This window comes from Massilia frigida (assembly GCF_011682175.1).
GTDB lineage: Bacteria > Pseudomonadota > Gammaproteobacteria > Burkholderiales > Burkholderiaceae_D > Telluria_A > Telluria_A frigida.
Genome location: NZ_WHJG01000031.1, coordinates 1 through 20103, shown reverse-complemented (window position 1 = coordinate 20103; position 20103 = coordinate 1). Strand labels below are relative to the sequence as shown.

The following is a 20103-nucleotide window of genomic DNA, read 5'->3' as shown; positions in this document are numbered from 1 at the left end:
AGGTCAGTGTGGGAGTGCCGACAGTTCGACGTCCAGGTCGTCGGCCCGCGTGCTCGGGGTGGCCGGCGCAGCGTGCGCATGCTCGAAGCGATACGTGAACTCGCCTCCCTGCGCACCGATCGTCACACCCGTCAGTTTTTCGGGCGCCGACAAGCGCAGCAGGATCTCGCGGCTGATGTGCGGCAGCACCGTCTGGGTCAATACCGCGTCGACCATGCGCCCGCCGGATTCGAGCTGGGTGCAGCGTTGACCGAGCAGGGCCACGGCGCCGTCTTCATAGGTGAACACCATATTGTGATTGGCCAGCAGGCGGCTGCGGATGCGGTCAAATTGCAGCGCGACGATACGCGCGAGCATGCTGTCCGACAGGGGGAAGTACGGCACCACCGACAGGCGGCCGAGCAGGGCGGCCGGGAACACTTTCAGCAGCGGCTCGCGCAGCGCGCCGGCCAGCGCATCCACGTCCGGCATCAAGTCCGGGTCCTGGCACAGGCGCATCAACAGATCGCTGCCGACGTTCGAGGTCAGGATGATGACGGTGTTCTTGAAGTCGATGTAGCGGCCTTCGCCGTCTTCCATCCAGCCTTTGTCGAACACCTGGAAGAAAATTTCATGCACATCCGGATGGGCTTTTTCGATTTCATCGAGCAGGACCACACTGTACGGACGCCGGCGCACCGCCTCGGTCAACACACCGCCTTCGCCGTAGCCAACATACCCTGGCGGCGCGCCTTTCAAGGTGCTGACGGTATGGGCTTCCTGGAATTCACTCATATTGATGGTGATGAGATTCTGCTCGCCGCCGTACAGGGTTTCGGCCAGGGCCAGCGCGGTTTCGGTCTTGCCGACGCCGGACGGGCCGGCCAGCAGGAACACGCCCACCGGTTTGTTCGGATCGTCCAGGCGTGCGCGCGCGGTCTGCACGCGGCGCGCAATCGCTTCAAGCGCATGCTGCTGGCCGATCACGCGCTGGCCCAGCGTGTTGGCCAGCTCCAGCACCGCTTCGACGGCGTCGCCGACCATTCGTCCGACCGGAATGCCGGTCCAGTCCGCAACCACTGCGGCCACTGCATGGGCGTCCACCGCAGTGTGGATCAGCGCCTGTTCTTCCTGGTGCAGTTCAAGCTGCACCAGTACCGCCTGCAATTCGGTCAGGCGCGCGGCACGCTCGCCCGGAGCGGCCGCCTGCAACGCTACGCGCAAGGTAAATATTTGCTCCGCCATCAGCTTCTCGGCGTGCCAGCGCGCGCTGATGGTGTCGAACTCATGCCGCTCGGCGGCGATGCGCCGCGCCAGCGGTTCAAGCCGGCTGGCATCGCCCGCGCCGAGATTGCATTCATTTGTCACGATGTCCTGCTCAACCAGCATGGCGTCGATGCGGCGCCGGCAGTCTTCCAGCATGGGCGGCTGGCTGTGCTGGCTTACTGCCACGCGGGCGCACGCGCTGTCGAGCAGGCTGACGGCCTTGTCCGGTAACTGGCGCGCCGGAATGTAGCGGTGCGACAGCGCCACCGACGCCACGATGGCATCATCGAGCAGCAGCACGCGGTGGTGGGTGGCCAGCTTGTCGGCCAGGCCGCGCATCATGGTGACGGCGCGCGCCTCGTCCGGTTCGGCGATCTGCACGACCTGGAAACGGCGGGTCAGGGCGGCGTCTTTTTCAATATATTTCTTGTATTCGGCCCAGGTGGTGGCGCCAACGGTGCGCAGTTCGCCGCGCGCCAGCATGGGTTTTAACAGATTGGCGGCGTCGCCGGTGCCTGCCGCGCCGCCAGCGCCGATCAGGGTGTGAATCTCATCGATGAACAAGATGACCGGACGATCGCTGGCCTGCACCTCGGTGATCAATTCGCGCAGGCGCTTTTCAAATTCGCCTTTGACGCTGGCGCCAGCTTGCAGCAGACCGATGTCAAGCAGCAGCAGGTCAACATCGCGCAGCGGCGGTGGTACGTCGCCGTTGGCAATGCGCTGCGCGAGGCCTTCCACCACGGCGGTCTTGCCGACCCCGGCTTCACCGGCCAGCAGCGGATTGTTTTGGCGGCGCCGCAGCAGCACGTCCACCATCTGGCGAATTTCCTCATCGCGCCCGGTGACAGGGTCAATCTCGCCAGCACGTGCGCGTGCGGTCAGGTCGACCGTGTAGAGCTGGAGGGCCTTGCCGCTGCCGGCCGGACGCAAGCCGTCGAGGGCGTCGGCCGGGCTTCCGGCTGAGTTCGCGGCTGCGGCGCTGGCTTGTTCCGGCGAGCCGGCCAGGATCTGCTCAAGGCTGCCGGATAGGACGTCCGGCAAGACCCGCTCGAACTGACGCGAGATACCGGTCAGGACATGGCGCAGGCTGCTGGTTTTAAGCAAACCGAGCAACAGATGCGCGCCACGAATCTTCTCGGCGTTAAACGTCAGGCTGCCGTAGACCCACGCGCGTTCAACGGCGTCGTCGATATGGCCGGAGAGGTCGCTCACCGCGCCTGCGCCACGCGGCAATCGTTCCAGCGCCGCCAGCAAGTCGCGCGTCAACTGGTCCTGGTCCACATTGAAGTGGCTGGCGACGTGCTGCAGATCGCCGTCGGGCGCCTGCCACAGCTGATGGATCCAGTGCACCAGCTCGACGTACGGATTGCCGCGCAGGCGACAGAACGCGGTGCCGCTTTCGAGTGCCGCGTACAGCGTGGGATTGAGCTTGCCGAACAGGGCCAGGCGGCTAATTTCAGACATGAAGTGTTCCTCGTTGAAGGTGAGCGTTGGGGCGCGGCGCGGCACGCTTGTTGGCCGCGCGTGCGGTGTAATCGAGAATCAGGTGTGCGCCCTTTGTGCGCGGCAGGTGTGCGTCCGTCGCGCGCGGCAGGTGAGCGCCCGTTGCGCGCGCCGGGTTGGCAGGCCGTTTCCCCAGCCACGTCGACAGGCCGAGCGGCTGCATCTGGCTCAGGGCCGCCATGGGCTTCTGCTCGTCCGCCAGCACCAGCTGGACATCCCAGCTCAAGTCCATGCCGACAAATTCGTGCACCCATTCCACCAGCGCGGCGACATGCTCTCCGCCCGGCAAAAAGCGCCGGTAGTCGTCCAGGGTCAGCGGCCCCAGCACCAGCCGGAAGCGCGACTGGGCGTCGCGCACGGCCACGCCAAGCGTGCTGCCTTGACCCAAGCCCATGCCCGCGTTACCGAGCGCCAGGCGGTCCGCGTCGGCCAGCCGGACCCAGTGCGTCACATGCTCGATGACGTTGACCGGGATCTCAAAATAACTGCGCAGGATGGCCCGCAAGCCTTCCGGATTGCGGCTTTGCCGGCCCAGATGGCCGGCCTGGCAGTAGCGCGCATGCAGACCGATGGCGCCAGGGCGTTTTTGCGCCGGCAGTCCCATGCCCAGCAAGCTGGCCAGATGCGCATCGAAACGCGCCTCGCCCGGACGATCCAGCGTGGCGGTCACCTGGCTATCCGCCCAGGCCCGGTAAAACAGCGTTATGAGGCGATGATGAAACAGGTCGGCAAAGGCGACCAAGGTCGGATCGGCCGCCATGCGCTCGCGTTCACGCGCGTATTCGGTCAGGTGCAGCGGCAGCGGGCCGTTCGGTCCAAACAAGCCGAAGCCGTAAATGCTCAGTTGCGCCGCGCGGCCTTCCGGCTCGCTCAGGCCAGCGACCGAGGCGGGCGCGAAGGCGAGTGACGCCTTTTGCGCCAGGCGCACCGGTTCCTCGGTCGGGTGACCGGTCCGGCCGAGCAGCTGCGCGGCACCTGCGCGCGCATCGATCCAGCGCAGCAGCGCGAACAGATCGTGCTCGTACGGCGCCTCGCGCAGCTGCCGCCACGGCGCCTGACTGGTCCAGGCCGCGTTCATAACAGCGGCCTGTTGCCCAGGCGCGCAGGCCAGCTGGCAACCCGGCCCCGCTTGCCGCTATGGAGCTCCAGCTCGGCGAACAGATTGATCGACACGTAGCGCGCGAAAAACTGTTCCAGCACCGCGCCGAAACAATACGGACTGTCGCCGGAGAAGGCCTGCTCATCGATGGTCACGGCGATCTTCACGCCGCGCCCATGCACCGGCGGGCCAGGCTGGGGCAGGCGACGGAACAGCGGCTGGTGCACCACCGAACGCACGCCTTCGACCTGGCGCTGCAATCCAGCCTGGCTGTCGTCCAGATACAGACCCAGCAATTCACGCAGGATCGCCGCGCCTTGCTCGCCGTCTTGCTCGAACAGGCCCTGCTGATTCAGGCCAAGGTGGCTGATCAGCTGCCAGGCCAGCTTGCCATCGGCCAGTGGCGCCCGCGGACGCGAAGGCGCGCGCACGGTCGTAATCGCACCCACCGGGGCGGACACGTTGAGCGTAAAGTCGCTGTCGCCGCCGGTACTGAGCAGCAAGGGCAGGTCGCGGTTGGTGCACAGCGTATCGACCGACAGTTGGCGCAGCGTGTCGGCAAACGGCGCCTCGCGCTGGTCGACCAGCGAAATATAGACTTCACTGCCGTTATACGAGGTGCGCGCCCCATGCTGGCGGGCGCGCTGCGACAGCAGGCGTGCTTCGCGCCGCAGGCAGTAGTAGGCGCCATGGTCGCGCGGGTCGCGTGCGAACGATGCATGAAATGGCCGAAACTGGCGTTCGTCGCCGCTGCCGTGACCAAGCATGGACGTCACGCTATGGACTTCAAAGTCGAGTGCCTTGCTGCGGTCGACCACCAGATGGTATTCATTGACCTTGGGCGTGACCACGACCCGGTCCGCACGTTTCGCAAACAAATTCACCACCGGCGTGCAGTGCATGGCCAGGTCGCCCGTGCCAACCAGTCGCTCCAGCGTTGCGTCATCCTGGTCAAGCAGGATCGTTATTTCAAAGTGCGTGCCGGTCACACCGCGCAAGGCGCGCTGCAAGCCGGCGATACTGAAAAACAGCAGGCGGGCAGGGTAGGCAAAATACTCCTGCAAGATCCGGTAGCCCTGGAAGTGGCGTTGGTCGCTCGGCAGGAGGGCCTGCTCCATATCGAAGCCTTCATGGCGCACGGCGCTGGCGTCGAGCACCTCGCCCCATGGACGGCTGGCCCCATTGCCGCTGTCGGTTTGCCGGCATAGCACGGCGACGGTGCGACCTGCCACCAGTTCCAGCAAGCGCAAGGCGCGCTGCTCGGGACCGGCCGCATGGAAGGTCAGCTTGTCGAGCGGCGACACTTCGCAGCGCTGACCGCCGCCAAATTGCAGGTTGATGCGCAGCGCGGCCTTGGCCCGGTGGCGCAAGCGTGCCGGCACATCGCTTGGAGCAGGGCCGAAGCGCACCTGCTCCAGAGTCAGCGGCCAAAGGGTGACGGCGTGGCCGGTGCGAAATTCGCAGGCAGTCTGCTCACCGCGCGCCAGACCGGCGCGCAGCGAGGTCTTGGCCGGCAAGGTGAAGCCCGACGCCAAGCTGCCCACTGTCAGGTCCGGCTGCAGCTGCACCACCGCCATCGACGGGCTCGGGGCCAGATAGCCAGGGTAGATCGACGTCAGCAGCTGCTCGGTAAAGCGTGGAAACTGCGCATCCATTTTCAGCTGCACGCGCGCCGTCAAAAAGCTGAAGCCTTCCAGCAAGCGCTCAACGTAGGGATCGGCGACTTCAATGCCGTGCATGCCCAGGCGGCCAGCGACCTTGGGAAATTGTTCCGCGAATTCCGCGCCCATCTCGCGCAGGTAGCCCAGTTCGCGGTTGTAGTAGTCCAGCAGCCGTGCATCCATCAGCCGGCCACCAGATCGTGCAGTTTGGTGTGGCCGGTTTCAATGTCCACGTCGGAACGCACCAGGAATTCCACCGGATATGGTTGCGACCATAACTGGGCGCGAATCTCGAACGCCAGTTCGTTGTGCAGTGACAGGCTGTCCGGATCGGACACGCAATGCACCTGGAGCGTGTCCGGCAGCAGGCGCGGCTCGAATGCGAGAATCGCGCGGCGCAGGCTGCCGGCCAGTTCCTGGCTATCGAGCTCGGACAAATGCTTGCCCGACAGCGGAAGGATGCCGTAATTGAGCACCGAGCGATGCACCTGCGGGTAAGCATCGAGATCGACGTCGGCAGCCATGGCCGTGCAATTGAGCAGCCAGACCAGGTCACGCATGACGGCGCTGCGCAGGGCCGCACTGGACGTGCCGGGCGGCTCCATTTCGATGGCTTGCAGCCGGTCGTGGTCGGTCAGGCGTTCCAGCAGGGCCGGGCGCAGGCGGTCGCGCGCACCCAGGCGCAGGCGTTCGGCGTCGTCGTGGCGCCCGTGGAGGGCGCGCGAGATCTGATTGCCTGATTTAAACATTGCTCACCTGCGCGTCGTCAAGTTCGAACACAATTTCGGCGATATCGAGCAGGGCGTATTCGCCCTGGTCGGTCACCAGCATGCGCTGGCCGATTCCCAGGTACTGGTCGGCTCCCGCCAGCGCCTGCCATTCGGTATAAGCGGCGGTCAGGATCTTTTGGTCGGTGGCTACGGCAGGCAAGGGGTAGCGCACCGGCACAGCGCCGTGGATTTTCTTGCCGGTCACGAGATCGATGGCGCCATGGGACCAGACCAGCGCACAGCGGCTGGTCGCCGGCACCAGGCGAATGCGCTGTACCTGCGCGAGTGGCAGCCAGAGATAGCGCTCGCCTGCGAACAGTTCGAGCACCGGGCCAAAGCGGCTGTCGCCATCGGCCAGCCAGGCGAACGGGACGCGTGTATCGCTGCCGTGCAGCCGCACGTGCCCGCTGCGCGCCGGCAGCTCGGCCATGGCGGCGGCACGCACCGCGCCAGCCTGGGCATCGCTGCCACCTGCGTCGAGTTGCAAGGCGTCGGCCAGGCGCTCCACTGCCGCATCGGCTCCGCAGACCTCGGGCCGCCGGGCGCCGGCGAACACCGCCGCGCGCATCAGTTCGCAAGCGAGCGGCCGCAGGTACGTTCCCGCCAGCGAATCGGCGTTGGGATTGAGTTCCAGCGTCATTGTCAACGCCGCCTGCGCACGCAGCCAGTCGCCGCGCAATGCCAGCACCTGGAACAGCTGCGCCCGCAGGTCCGGGTCTTCCGGTTTGCGCCGGATGCGCTCCTTGAGCTGCGCATGTTCTTCATCCAGACTTGCTACTTCAGCGATCGCGCTTCGATTCATGTTCAACCTTGCCGAGATGGGGTTCATTGCGCCTTGACGCAATGAACCCCGCACATTACATTTCGATGTTGTCGGTGATGTTCCAGCCCATTGGGCTGCTTGCGCCGTTGCCTTGCTTGTCGGTATAAGCCTGACGCACTTTTGCAGCCTGGAAGCCATAGTTCATGACCAGACGCTCAAGCGTGTCTTGTGGATCGACGCCGATGATCTGGGCCGACGTCACCAGCACATCTTCCAGCGTGACGACGCAAAACTCTTTTTTCGAGCCTGTCGATTTGCACACGTGGACAATCACGCTGCCGAGACGCAAACCGCTTGCGCAGTTCTTGATCAAGGCCGGGGTGGCCTTGTCCATGTAGGCGACCACTTGCAGGTCATTGAAGCTGGCGCGGCCCGCGCCGCCGCCGACGACCATGCCGCCTGGCTGGCTGGCACCCCACGAGAACGATTTGATGTCGCTCCATTCCTTGTGCTTGTCATCGGTTGCCTCGCCGGTGACGCCAGTTACTTTCATAAACATCATTGCTGCCATGTAAAACTCCTAAATTGAGAAAAGACTTGCAGGGTTGGTGCTTGCTTAGCCATCCACTTTCTTCAGCGACGGCAATTTCGATACCAGACGCAGGGAGACGGTCAGGCCTTCCAGCTGGTAATGGGGACGCAGGAAAAACTTGGCGGCGTAATAACCCGGGTTATCGGCCAGTTCTTCCACGTGGACTTCGGCGGCGGCCAGCGGCTTGCGCGCCTTGGTTTCCTGCGACGAGTTGGCCGGATCGCCATCGACGTAGTGCATGATCCAGCTGTTGAGCCAGCTGGTCATTTCATCGCGGTCCTTGAACGAGCCGATCTTGTCGCGCACGATGCATTTCAGGTAGTGCGCGAAACGGCAGCAGGCGAACAGGTAAGGCAAGCGGGCCGACAGGCGCGCGTTGGCCGAGGCGTCGGCGTCGAAATACTCGGCCGGTTGCTGCAACGATTGGGCGCCGATAAACGCGGCAAAGTCTGAGTTCTTGCGGTGCACCAGCGGCATGAAGCCGTTCTTGGCCAGTTCCGCTTCACGCCGGTCGCTGATGGCGATTTCGGTCGGGCACTTCATGTCCACGCCGCCGTCGTCGGTGGGGAAGGTGTGGCACGGCAGGTTGTCGACCGCGCCGCCGGATTCAACACCGCGAATCGAGGTGCACCAGCCGAATTGCTTGAACGAGCGATTGATGTTGACGCCCATCGCGTAGGCCGAATTGGCCCAGGTGTAACGCTCGTGCGATGCGCTGTCGGTGTCTTCTTCAAAACTGAATTCATCGACCGGATTGGTGCGTGCGCCGTAGGGCAGGCGACCGAGGAAGCGCGGCATGGTCAGGCCGATGTAGCGCGCGTCTTCCGATTCGCGCAGGCTGCGCCAGGCGGCGTATTCCGTGTTCTGGAAAATCTTGGTCAGGTCGCGCGGGTTGGCCAGTTCCTGCCAGGATTCCATCTGCAGCAAGGTCGGGGCGGCGGCGGAAATGAACGGGCAGTGTGCGGCCGCCGAGATGCGCGCCAGTTCCGCCAGCGTTTCAACGTCCTGCGGGCTGTGGTCAAAGTGGAAGTCGCCGATCATGCTGCCGAAAGGCTCGCCACCGAACTGGCCGTACTCTTCTTCGTAGACTTTCTTGAAGAGCGGGCTCTGGTCCCAGCCCACGCCCTTGTACCGTTTCAGGTTGCGTGCCAGTTCTTTTTTCGAAATTGGCAACACGCGGATCTTCAGCAGTTCGTCGGTTTCGGTGTTGCTGACCAGGTGATGCAGACCGAGCCATGCGCCTTCCAGCTGCTGGAAGTCGGCGTGGTGCAAAATCTGATTGATCTGCTCCGACAGCTTCAGGTCGATCTCGGCGATGATGGCCTGGATTGAGCTGTAAGCGTCCGACGACATCGTCACCGTGTGCGCCAGCGCTTGCTGGGCCAAGGTGCGCACGGCGTTTTGCACCGCCTGGTTGGCGTGCTCGCTCGTCGGCTTGAATTGCTTTTGCAGCAGCAGCGCAAAGTCGCTGTCGGCGCTGGTGCTGTGGGCCGGTGGGGCGCCCGCTTCCAGCAGGGCGGAAAAATCATTCATGCGCGTCTCCCTGCACGGCCGCGGGGCCGGCCACACTGTCATTGGCCGGGCGGGCGGCCAGGCTGCCGAGCAGTGCCGGATTCTTCAGCACGCTGCTAATCAGTTCCTCGGCGCCGCTCTTGCCGTCCATGTAGGAGAGCAGGTTGGACAGCTGGGTGCGGGCGTCAAGCAGCTGCGCCAGCGAATCCACATTGCGCGCCACATTGGCCGGCGAGAAGGCATCCATGCTGTTGAAGGTCAGGTCGACTTGCAGCATGCCTTCGCCGGTCAGCGTGTTTGGTACCTGGAAAGCGGTGCGCGGTTGCAGCGACTTCATGCGTTCATCGAAATTGTCGATGTCGATTTCCAGGAATTTGCGCTCGGCCAGGTCTGGGAGCGGGGTCAGCTGCTTGCCGGCCAGGTCGGCCATGACGCCCATGACGAACGGCAGTTGCACCTTGCGTTCGGCGCCATACACTTCGACGTCGTATTCAATTTGCACGCGCGGTGCATGGTTACGTGCGATGAATTTCTGGCCGCTGCTTGCGGCCCGTGGGTTAGCCATGGAAATAACTCCTTGTGAAAGCTGTCAATTGGACGAAAACGGTGTGCACATGCGCTAAAAGGGAGGGCTGCGGTGTCATGTCTGGGTGCCCATCAGCAGGTCGATCTGGCTGACGCTGTCCGGCGCGAGGTCGCGCATGATGTCGTAAAAATTCATCTGCATCAGCCGTTGCGCGCGCCGCAGCAACAGCGGCGCCGGGTGACTCGGTTCGTGCTTTTCCAGATAAAAGCAGATTTTTTCGAGCATCAGGCGCACGTCGTCGCGGCTGCCCGGCTCCTGTGTGCGCCAGTCTGGAGCGCGCGTGCCCGGCGCTGACGGCGCGGCAGGCTGGCCAGCTGCGTGCTCAGGCGCGATCTCGACGGCAGCGTGGCCGCTGCCGCTGGTTTCGGTGAGGCGTCGCAGCAGTTTGCTGACGTGCTGGTGTTCCGGCAGCCATTCCGCGCCCAGGTGTTCCTGCAGCAGCGCGACAATCGTGTCGAGCGCCCACTGCGCTTCGTCCACGGCCAGCAGGGCAGGGTGATGGTCGTGGCGGGCGCGCGTCAGTTCCATGCGCAGGCGGTCAGGGCCACCCGCGTAGTTCACATGCTCCGGGGCGCTGTGATTGAGTACCGATTCAATCTCGCGCAATGCGAGGGCGCCGGGACCGAGCAGCGGCACTGCGCGCAAGTCACGCAGCACGCTCAGTGGCTCGAACAGCGGCGCCAGCGCATTGGTGCGCGGGAATGGGTCGATGTCCTCGTCGTCCTCGCCGTCGTCCTTCAGGCGCGGGTAAAGATCGCTCCAGTAGCGGCTCAGCAGCCCTGCCACCAGGCGCAAGCCCTGGGCGTAGCCCTGCATGCCTTGCAGGTTGGTCCAGGCTTGCGCCAGCAGGGAAGCGATGCGCAGGTCCTTGCTTTGCAAAATCAGCTGCTCACCCTGACGCGCGACCTCACGCCAGTCCGGCGCCTCGGCCGCGATGATGGTGTCGCCGTATTGCTGCTCGGCGCGCGGCTGCGCGGCGTGCATCAGCGCCAGGAAGGGGGCGGCATATTCCAGGTTGGGGCCGCAAGGCGATGCCTCATCGACCGGCGCGAGCAAGGTGCCGAGCAGGGCTGACTCGGCGCAGGGAGCATCAAGCAGGTTCATGGCTGGCCCGACTTGAAAGCGTGGACAACATCGGGCGCGGCTGTGCCGGCCGTCACCTTCAGTTGCAGGCGGTGCGGTGTCAGCGCTCCGTTGCGCACTTCGATCTTGTAGTCACCGGGCATCAGCTGGAGTGACTTCATGGGCGGGCTGACGCCGCGTTTTTTACCGTTCACATACACTTCGCCCCATGGGCTGATACGCAGCGCAACCCGCACTGGCTTGAGCACTGGCGCGGCAGGAAGCCTGGGCGCGGGCTCGGCATCAACCACCGCCGGCGCAAGGGCTTCGGGTTCGCTTGTCCGCGCTGGCAGCGGCGGGGATACCGATACCTCGCTGCTGTTGACCTCGGGCGCAGGCGCTACCGGCTCTGGTAAGGTCGTCACGACTGGCGTTGCGGGCATCCGTGACGGTGCCGCAGCGTTCATGCCTGCTGTGGATTGCGGCAGCTGCGCGCTTGCCGTCACAGGGGCCGGCGCAAGGTTCACCAGCCACAGCACTGCAACAAGCGCCACTGCCAATGCGCTTGCGCCGAGCACCCACCAGCGCGCTTTAGGTATTGGCGCGGCGCGCTCGCCGGACGACCTATGCGGCGTGGCCGACGCGGACCTGACAAGTGCGTCGCGTGGCGCGCCTGGCGGGGGTGCCGGGCTGGCTGGAAGCGCGGCTTCTGTTGCCGCTGGCACCGCAACGCTCGCCACCGGCGCCACCGGATCGACAGCGCTGTAGTGTCCAGGCGTGGCCGACGTCAGGCCCAGCAGGGCCGCAAACGCGCCGACCGATTGCGGCCGCTCTTCAATGCGCTGGCGCAGCGCCGCATCGGCGGCGCGCAGCAGGGTGGCGCTGTAGCGCTGGGTGCTGCCTTCAAGCGGCTGGTAGTTGTCTGAAATGCTGCGTACGACCGCCGCTGGCGGCAGCTGGCCCGACACCAGGATGTGAATGACCGCGCCGAGCGCATAAATGTCGGTCCACGGGCCCTGGGGAAAGGCCGGGTCGTCGGTATATTGCTCGATCGGCGAATAGCCGGGTTTGAGCATGATGCTGGCGTCGTCGACCAGGTCGCCGATCAGCTTGCGCGCCGAGCCGAAATCGAGCAGGACCGGGGTGCCGTCCGGCTGCATCATGATGTTGTCGAGGGCGATGTCACGGTGGAAGCATTGGGTGCGGTGCAAGGTTTCAAGCGCACCCAGCAGGGCCGCCAGCATGCGCATGATGTCCGCTTCGCTGAGGGCGCGCCCGCCCGCCAGGCGCTGCTTGAGCGTCAGGCCTTCGTAGCAGGGCGTGGCCATGTAGGCGGTGCCATGGGCTTCCCAGAAACGCAGCACCTTGATCAGGCCCGGATGGTCGAACTTGGCCAGCAGGCGCGCTTCATTGATAAAGCCTGCCTGGCCGCTTTTGAAGGTGGCGGCGAAACGCTCGCCGCGCAGCGCGATGCTCAGGTCGCCCTGGCGCGCCGCCAACATGGCCGGCATGTATTCCTTGATCGCCACCACCCGCGCGAGCGCATGGTCGAAAGCGCGGTACACGACGCCAAAGCCACCGATACCGAGCACGCCGGTGATTTCGAATTCTTCCATGCGGTGGCCGTTGGGCAGCGGGCGCGTGTCGGCACCCGACGCTGCTGCCGGTTCGATCAGGACGCTGGCGTTGGAAAAATCGGTCATACGGATCCTTGTTGGGGACCAAACAGGCGGGCGAACAGGGCATTGTTCAGCTGTCCGGTGTGGGTGCAGGTCTTCAGGGGCGAGCCATCGCCCTGGTTGGTCCACCAGAAACTGGTGGCGCTGGCGGCGTCGAAATACAGCGCCAGGTCGGGACTGGACTTGGCGTGTTGACGGGCGCCGGCCTGTGCCTGGCGCCAAAACGCGTCCCGCTCCACGGCGGCGCGGGTGCTCATCGGCGCGGTATTGACCTGCGCCAGGGAAGCGCCCAAGCGGTCGATGGCGTGGCCGTGGCGGATCGCCTCCAGCAGCGCCTGGCCGAGCGCACCGTAAAATTCATCGCTGCGCTCCAGCATGCCGTTATGGAAGGCGCCTACCGGCACCGGCCACAGCGCCGCGACCGGGTAGTAGCGGCCAACCCGATCGCAACTGGGTGCCAGGACGCCGAGCTGAACCGAGTCGTGGCCGAGTCCCGCAGGGAGCAGGAAATTCCACAGCGGCGCCACGGCATAGTGCGTGGCCAGCATGTTTGGGCCGGCTTGCTGCAAGGCCGCCAAACCGTTTTGCAGCCAGTGCTCCCAATCGCCCAGCAGAGCGTAAGGCAACTGCTGCCGGACGAAATCACCAGCCGACGGGATCTTGCCGAACCAGCCGACCGGCGCGCTTGCGGTGCCGTGGACGAGCGTGTTGAATGGGCCGTTCATCACACCCCTCCCGGGCAGGAAAAGCTGGCCAGCTGGGCCAGGCGGAACGGGTTGCGCGCACTGCTGGCGGTCACTTCGAACACGGCTTTGGCGCCGTTGACGTCGAAGGTTGCCAGCATTTTTTCCGCGTCGCGCTGTGGCGCCAGGCTGGCGCGGTCGAACATGCGGTGCAGCGCCCAGGCGCCTTCGGTCATCAGGGAAGCACTGCTGCCGTTGCTGCCGGTAAGCTGCACGCGCACCTGGTTGCGGCCTGCCGGGCCCGGCCATTGAACCGGCGTCGACACTTGCGGACCGTGGGCGTAGCGCACTGCCTGGCCGTCGATGTCGATGACAAACTGGGCGATGGAAGCGTCCATCCGGACCGGCTTGATATCGAGCCGGATGGTGGGCGTACGGGCGCCGCCAGCGAAATACACATCACGGATCACGACTGCCTGCTCAAAGGAATCGAGGTAGCCGGCACGGGCCTTCTGTTCGCCCTTGAAGCGCCATGGCCGTACTGCCGTGTCAACCTGGTTTGCCAGGTTCTTCTGGAAAAACTCGTCCATCAGGGCGCCGGGCGCAAAGAGTTGGGCAAAGTCGCCAAGCGCCATGTCACGCGAGGAGCCGCGCACGAACGGGTAGCGGCCAGCCACGCTTTGCTGGCAGTAGTGGCCCACGTTGGCGGCCACATTCTTGCCAAGCTGCTGTTGCAGCACCTGGGTCACGTTGTTGCCGGACGAATTGGCCAGTTCGCCCAGCATGCCGCGAAACGGGGTCGGCAGGCGGCCGGCTTCGGCCAGGATTTTGCTGAGCACTTGATTCGGTGGCGGCGTGGCGCCGTCGCGCAGCGCGGTTTCGGTGGCGGTCAACTGGGCGTACAGCTCGCCGATGGTCTCGACAATGCCTTCGATAGGGGCCTTGCTGCCTTCTGCGCGCGCTGTCGTAAATTCGCGCAGCGCGGCGAAGCGCGTATCGACCAGCATTTCCACGCGTTCCGCGGCGGCCGCCTCCGGCTTGCCGCTGGCCAGCTCGCTTTGGCCAAAGATCTGGCTCAGGGACGAGCGCGTGCTGTCGAGTTTGTCTCTGGCCTTGTCGACGATGGTGGCGCCGTTGATCTCGTCAAGGCGCACCAGCGTGGTTTCCCTGGCTGCGGCGTTCATGACGCGCACCAGCGGTGAATCGGTGGACGACAGGATGCGCGCGACCTGGATGTTCTGGGCCAGGGTGCCGCCCGTCTTCAGGCGCAGGTCGCCCAGATAGTCTTCCCACACGCGAATATAGTCGGTCAGGTACAGGCGGCGTACCTCGGCGCTCCACGCGGCCAGGTGATCGCCGCGCGCCGGCGCGCTTGTTGGCTGGGCCAGGACCCATTTCTCTTCTTCCGCCAGCTTGGCGACGCGCGCGTCCAGGCCGGGAGCGAACAGTTCCCAGTAACCGCGATAGCTGTACAAGCCGGCCACGCCCTGATTCAGGCTGGCGCCACTGGCGCGCCGAAACACCAGCGGTGCCTGCGGACCGACCACGGTGCCAACATTGAACGTCGGCAGTTGCTTGTTGCCTTGCAGCATGCGCTTCATGGAACCGTAGGCGCGTTGTGCCAGGGTATGCGTGAGCAGCCGTTCACGTGTTTGCGCCACCAGTGGCTCATCGATCGCAAACGGTGACGCAACGATCCGTTGCGCAAGCAAGCGCTTCAGATGGGCGCGCAGTTCGTCGCGCTGGGTGTTTGACAGGGCTTTGCCCAATTGACGTTCCAGGTCCAGCGATAGCCACGCTTGAAGGAAATCGGCGTCGTAATGCGCCTGGTCGAACAGCATCAGATATACCTTGAGCGCGTTGTAGCTCAGTTCCACGTCGCCGCTCGGGGCCTGGCGCAGGCTGTCTTCCAGGCGGCGCGCCAGTTGCGGCAGAAACATGTCGTCCAGCGCCCGTTCGTAAGCGCGGGTGGACGCCGCTTGCAGTTTGCCGCCCTGATACAGGCCCAACTGGTAACCCAGCGCTGGATGTTCCACGTCGAGCACAGTGCTGACGGGCACGGCGTGCAAGGCGTCGAGCATCGGCATGACGGTGGTGATCTGTTCACGGTCGCTCAGTTTTACTGCCCCGAGGCGTTTTTCAAGCGCCGGCAGGCGCGCTGCGACATCGTTGACGTAAGCCTGGTTGGCGCGGTAGCTATTCAGCCATGCGAGCGAGATCGCGATCGCCAGCACGGCGGTGGCGGCATAGCCGGCTGCGCGCAGCCAGGTTTGCTTCTTCTGCCAGCGTTCATTGATGCCAGCCAGGCCGGCTTCCTTGAAAATGATGTCTTGCAATAAGCTGCGCAGAAAGAAGCTGCGGCCGGGTTCGCCGATCTGCGGCGAACGCTGGCCGGTATTGATCTGCAAGAAGTTCTTGATGCCGCCGAGGACCCGGTCGAACACGGTGCCTTCCTGGGTGCCGCTGGTAAAGTACACGCCGCGCAGCAAGGCATTCGACTCGAATTTGGACGAGACGAAGACGTGCGCCAGGAACTCGCTCAGGATGCCCTCCAGCCCGGCAAATTCCTGCGGCAGCAGGTAGGCCAGTTCGCGCTGGCGCGGGTCGTGCTCGGCCAGCAGTTGCTCGGGCAGGCTGGCATACAGGCGTTCCAGCAGTTGCTTGTACTGCGCTGAAAAAGCGCCGGGCACATCGAAGCTGCTATCGCGCACGGCGTCCAGCTTGAAGGTCAGGCCCCATACCTGGCTGCGCTGTTCCTTGCTCAGCTGCGCAAAATATTCGGTAAAACCGGCCAGCAGATCGACCTTGGTGATCAGGACGTAGACCGGGAATTGAATGCCGAGCTGATCGCGCAGTTCGTGCAGGCGCTTGCGCAAGGTGAGCGCATGCAGCGCGCGTTCCTGCTCGCTGCTGCCGAGCAGATCGGCGATGCTGATGGTGAGAATGGCGCCGTTCAGTGGCTGGCGCGGCCGGAATTTCTTGAGGAGGTCGACAAACCCCTGCCATTCGCCCTGGTCGTGTTCACGATGACTCTCTTGCATGGTGTAGCGGCCGGCCGTGTCGATCAGCACCGCTTCATTGGTGAACCACCAGTCGCAGTTGCGGGTGCCGCCGATGCCGCGAATGGCGGCTTTGCCAAATTGTTCAGCCAGCGGAAATTCCAGGCCGGCATTGACCAGCGCCGTGGTCTTGCCGGAGCCGGGCGCGCCGATGAAGACGTACCACGGTAGCTGATACAGATACTGGCCCGAGAACCGCTGCAGGAAAGCCAGCTTGCCCTGGCCAGCGTCGGTGGCAAACCTGGCCGTGCGCAGCTTTTCGGACGCGTCCTGGAAGCGCTGGCTGAGTTCATCCAGGTGCGGGTTGGCAGCGACTGGCGCGGCATTGGCGCGTGCGGTGGGCGTGCGGATTTGCCGCAGCAGCTGGGAGTTCAGACGGGCCGCGCGCCAGTTGCGGTACAGCGCGCGCAGCAGCCAGATGGCAAACACCAGGCCGATCACGCACCAACGCGCCAGTTCGCTCTCCAGTGGGCGCATCTGGCCGATGGCGATGATCGGCCCGAGCAGCCAGACCATGCAGCACAAGGCAAGCAGGCCAAAAAATATCCACAGCTGACGACCGAAGACGACACCGGCCACGCTGCCGAACAGGTTCATAACAACATTCATGGTGCGGACCCGGTGGCCGGTGCCGACGGCGGCACCATTAAGGTAATTTCGACGCGACGGTTGCGCGCCCGGTTGGCTGGGCTGTCGTTCGGCACGGCCGGTTCGGCAGCGCCGCGGCCTTCAGCTCGCAGGCGGTCTTTTTGATCGAGCAGCGCTTGCAGCACGTTCTTGACGCTCCCGGCGCGCGCCACCGACAGCTCCCAGTTGGACGCAAAGCGCAAGCCTCGGGTCGGCACATCGTCCGTGTAACCGACCACCAGCACGGCGCCAGGGACAGCGTTGAGCGCCTTGCCGATTCGCTCCAGCAAGGCCGCGTGCGCCGGGCTGTTGCTGACCGTTGCGGCGCCTGACTCAAACAAGCTGTCGCCGCGGATGATGATCGTGCTGCGGTCGCTCAGGTCCAGCACACTGACCAGCTTTTCGGCGATTTCCGTTTCCAGGAACTGCGCCAGGCGGCGCGTTTGCGGTGCAGGGGAGGGCTTGGCGGCGCTGGCGAGCACGCGCGGGACGCGCAACTGGTCGATCGCGGCATAGACTTCATCGGAGCGCGACGACAGCGACCACTGCAGGCAAATGAACAAGCCGATACAGGCCAGCGCCACCAGACTGGCGACTGCCCACAGCGGCACGCTGCGCTGCGCACGCGCCGCCATGACCGGATCATGCCAATGCGGCGACAGGGCGCTGGCATGCTCGCCGCGCTGGGTGCGGATCAGTTGCAGCAGGCGCTGCTTGAGAAGGTCAAGCTGCGAGCGGCCCTGGTCGAGCACCCGGTAGCGTCCTTCGAAGCCAAGCATCAGGCAGAAATATTGAAGTTCAAGCAGATCAATGTGCTGGGCCGGATAGGGCGCCAGGCGCGACAGCAACTGGAAGAACTTCTCTCCGCCCCAGGTTTCGTTATGAAACGTCACCAGCAGGCTGCTGGCCGACCACACGCCACCGCCGCCCCAAGGCGTCAGCGTGGCGGCTTCATCGAGCGTGGTGCAGAGGCAGTAGCGTGCGCCGATAATGGTTTCGTTCGCAATGCCCGCTTCCCGGGCGCGGGTTTCGAACTGGCGCAATTCGGCCAGCAACTGCTCGCGCAGCATGGCCGGATCGGCGTGATGCACGGTCGTGCGAATCTGTGGAATGAGATTGAGCAGCGGGTTGGCCAGCGCCACCAGCGGGTTGCTGCCGCTGTGGATACGTTGGCCGGGAGGCGGCGCAGCGGCGGCATTGGCTCCGGCGCCGGGCGTGGTGGACGCGCCGCCAGGATTGGGGGCGACAAAATGCTCGCCGCGCCGGCCCAGCTGGCTGAGCGGATCGAAACCGAGGGTGTTGGTGGTGTTCATTGACGAATGGCCCAGAATTCCATGGAGAGGCCGGGGAAATCACCGGCCACGTGCAGCGCCAGGCCGCCGGACTTTTCCAGCTGTTTCCAGAACTCGCCGGTCTTGTCGAGCTCAAAATACGTGAAGCCGGCGTGGTACGGCAGATAGCGCGGCGCCACCGGCAACAGGCGCACGCCGATACCGGGAAGCTGCAGGAGCACCAGGTCACGGATGCGCTCGACGGCGCCCATTTTCAGTTGCGCCGGGAAGCGCGTGCGCAGCAGGTCGGACGGCATATCGGCATTGACTGCCAACACAAACCCGGCGTCCTGGATCAGTTCCAGCGAAGGAATCTGCGCGACGCGAATGCCATTGCCGCGTTCTTGCAGCGGGATGGCGATGGCGTGCTGCTCAAGGACGATGGATAGCGCACGGCGCAGTTCCAGCATCAGTGGCGTAAAAGTGGCTTGCAGGTCGTCGTGCAGATACGGCGGATAGACAGTCGGGCGGCGCTTGTCGGAGGTATAGGTGGCCAGGTCGCAAGCCAGTTTCAGCATGTCCTTGTAGAGCATCTCCGGATGCAAACGACTGCTTTGACCCGCATGCCAGGTGACGCCGGTGTAGCGGTTGATCACTTCAAGCAGCAGAAAATCGGCAAATTCAGCCACGCCGCTGCTGCCAGGCTGCGACAAGCGCTCGGCCAAGGCGTCGCCGCGCTGTTGTAGCAGGCCGTGCAGCTGCGAGACAAACCGTTCCAGCACCGGATGCGCAGTGGCGGCGAGCATCGGCGGGATGTAGCTTTCATCGAGCAGCACCTGGCCATCGTTGCGCCGTTCGTTCACGCGCACCACCCCCACCGACTGCCAGTCCGCATTGAGCGCGGACGCGGGCATCAGGCGCAGGTTCAGGCGGCCAAATTGCAGCACGGCCGGGCCGAAGGCATCGGTGTTGGCGTCTTCAATCTCGAACTCGCCGATGTCATGGCGGGTCCAGCCGGGGTTGCCGGCGCCGTCCTGGGGCGGGGTCTCATCGGACCAGGAAAAATCGGGCCGGTTGGCACGCCACAAGGGCAAGGCCAGCACGATGTCCTGATCCTTGAGCTGCGCCGGCACGTCCAGCATGGCAGGGGCATTGTCCGCTTCAAATGCAAACGGCGTCCCATCAGGCATGACCCCGGCGCCGCTGCCGATGGCCAGCTTTCCCAGTGCAAGCGCGTCCCGGTCCAGCACCAGGCGTGACCATCCCCAGTGAAAACCCTGCATAGGCAGCACGCGCGATTGCACGAAGTTTTCGAGGTAGCGCTCCATCTGCTGGAAGTGGTGCGGGCGCAGAAACATGCCTTCGGTCCAGACTATGCGTTGATGCATGCTGCTGGCGATATTCGGATTGGGTGAATATGGTTTCATTTGGCTTTTTGAATCAATGCGATACCGCCCTTGTTAATTCCGACCTGCAAGAGGAACTGATCGGGCAAGGTTTGCCAGAACTTAAAGGCATTCAATTGTTTCGGATCTGGCAGGGTAATTATTTCGCGCCACTTATTCTTTTCCAATAGCCGGTATTCAGCGACGATGCCAATGGCGGTGACCTCAGGATTGCCCGGTTTTTTGATTGATCGGCTTCCACCTGGCGCCAGCACGATCTGTTCGATTTCCACCAGATCCTTGCCCAGCACCGTTTCGGCCTGGTTTTGCAGCGCAAAGAAATCGGCCGACTGGAAGCTGGCCGGCGAACGCAGCGCATATACCTTGACCTGGACCGGGGAAGGGCGCTGGCGGCTATCGCCATTCACGTCACGGGCCGCCTGGAAGTCGATGCGATAGGGCGAGGCCTTGGTCGTGGCGGCTCTATGACGTTTTCGGTGAAACTTGACGACCGCCACGGTATCGCCTAATTGAAACCGACCGCTTCGCGGCGGCCTGCAAGGGATTGACGGGTAAATGAGCGAGTTTGGACATGCGCAGATA

The 20103-nt window shown here is 64.3% G+C and carries 14 protein-coding genes and 1 pseudogene; all 15 read right to left on the bottom strand.

The features are described from left to right. Nucleotides 1-3 precede the first annotated feature (3 nt). Nucleotides 4-2712: a type VI secretion system ATPase TssH gene (gene tssH / locus F2P44_RS24330; RefSeq protein WP_167090178.1), complete on the bottom strand. Its 2709-nt coding sequence runs from the start codon at nt 2710-2712 to the stop codon at nt 4-6. Then, nucleotides 2705-3829: a type VI secretion system baseplate subunit TssG gene (gene tssG, locus F2P44_RS24325; protein ID WP_167090176.1), complete on the bottom strand. Its 1125-nt coding sequence runs from the start codon at nt 3827-3829 to the stop codon at nt 2705-2707. Before tssG ends, tssH begins: the two co-directional genes overlap by 8 nt. Beyond that, the gene (tssF, locus tag F2P44_RS24320) at nt 3826-5694 is read right to left on the bottom strand and encodes a type VI secretion system baseplate subunit TssF (protein ID WP_167090174.1); all 1869 of its coding nucleotides are present in this window, start codon (nt 5692-5694) and stop codon (nt 3826-3828) included. The genes tssG and tssF overlap by 4 nt, the downstream gene beginning before the upstream one ends. Beyond that, nucleotides 5694-6260, bottom strand: coding sequence for a type VI secretion system baseplate subunit TssE (tssE, locus tag F2P44_RS24315; protein ID WP_167090172.1), 567 nt, complete (start codon nt 6258-6260; stop codon nt 5694-5696). The genes tssF and tssE overlap by 1 nt, the downstream gene beginning before the upstream one ends. Next, nucleotides 6253-7083, bottom strand: coding sequence for a type VI secretion system accessory protein TagJ (locus F2P44_RS24310; protein ID WP_167090170.1), 831 nt, complete (start codon nt 7081-7083; stop codon nt 6253-6255). Before F2P44_RS24310 ends, tssE begins: the two co-directional genes overlap by 8 nt. A 55-nt stretch (nt 7084-7138) precedes the next feature. Further along, complete coding sequence (locus tag F2P44_RS24305; RefSeq protein WP_167090167.1) at nt 7139-7615, bottom strand: Hcp family type VI secretion system effector; 477 nt, start codon at nt 7613-7615, stop codon at nt 7139-7141. 45 nt (nt 7616-7660) lie between these two features. Then, nucleotides 7661-9169, bottom strand: a complete 1509-nt coding sequence (gene tssC, locus F2P44_RS24300) for a type VI secretion system contractile sheath large subunit (RefSeq protein ID WP_167090165.1) — start codon at nt 9167-9169, stop codon at nt 7661-7663. Next, a complete protein-coding gene (gene tssB / locus F2P44_RS24295) occupies nt 9162-9713 on the bottom strand; it encodes a type VI secretion system contractile sheath small subunit (RefSeq protein ID WP_167090163.1) in 552 nt (183 codons plus the stop codon). Before tssB ends, tssC begins: the two co-directional genes overlap by 8 nt. A gap of 75 nt (nt 9714-9788) precedes the next feature. Beyond that, nucleotides 9789-10838: a type VI secretion system protein TssA gene (gene tssA / locus F2P44_RS24290; protein ID WP_167090161.1), complete on the bottom strand. Its 1050-nt coding sequence runs from the start codon at nt 10836-10838 to the stop codon at nt 9789-9791. Between the two features lie 563 nt (nt 10839-11401). Further along, nucleotides 11402-12499: pseudogene (locus F2P44_RS36640) on the bottom strand (serine/threonine-protein kinase); the annotation flags it as partial. Then, nucleotides 12496-13200: a type VI secretion system-associated protein TagF gene (gene tagF / locus F2P44_RS24280; RefSeq protein WP_167090157.1), complete on the bottom strand. Its 705-nt coding sequence runs from the start codon at nt 13198-13200 to the stop codon at nt 12496-12498. The gene tagF and the pseudogene F2P44_RS36640, both read right to left, overlap by 4 nt. Beyond that, a complete protein-coding gene (gene tssM, locus F2P44_RS24275) occupies nt 13200-16826 on the bottom strand; it encodes a type VI secretion system membrane subunit TssM (RefSeq protein ID WP_167090155.1) in 3627 nt (1208 codons plus the stop codon). Before tssM ends, tagF begins: the two co-directional genes overlap by 1 nt. Beyond that, nucleotides 16823-18157 carry a DotU family type VI secretion system protein gene (locus F2P44_RS24270; RefSeq protein WP_167090153.1) on the bottom strand — a complete coding sequence of 445 codons (1335 nt, stop codon included), beginning with the start codon at nt 18155-18157 and terminating at the stop codon, nt 16823-16825. The genes tssM and F2P44_RS24270 overlap by 4 nt, the downstream gene beginning before the upstream one ends. Then, nucleotides 18154-19542: a type VI secretion system baseplate subunit TssK gene (tssK, locus tag F2P44_RS24265; protein ID WP_167090151.1), complete on the bottom strand. Its 1389-nt coding sequence runs from the start codon at nt 19540-19542 to the stop codon at nt 18154-18156. The genes F2P44_RS24270 and tssK overlap by 4 nt, the downstream gene beginning before the upstream one ends. Next, the coding region (gene tssJ / locus F2P44_RS24260; RefSeq protein WP_187363417.1) for a type VI secretion system lipoprotein TssJ at nt 19539-20103 on the bottom strand (565 nt) is incomplete at its 5' end. The genes tssJ and tssK, both read right to left, overlap by 4 nt.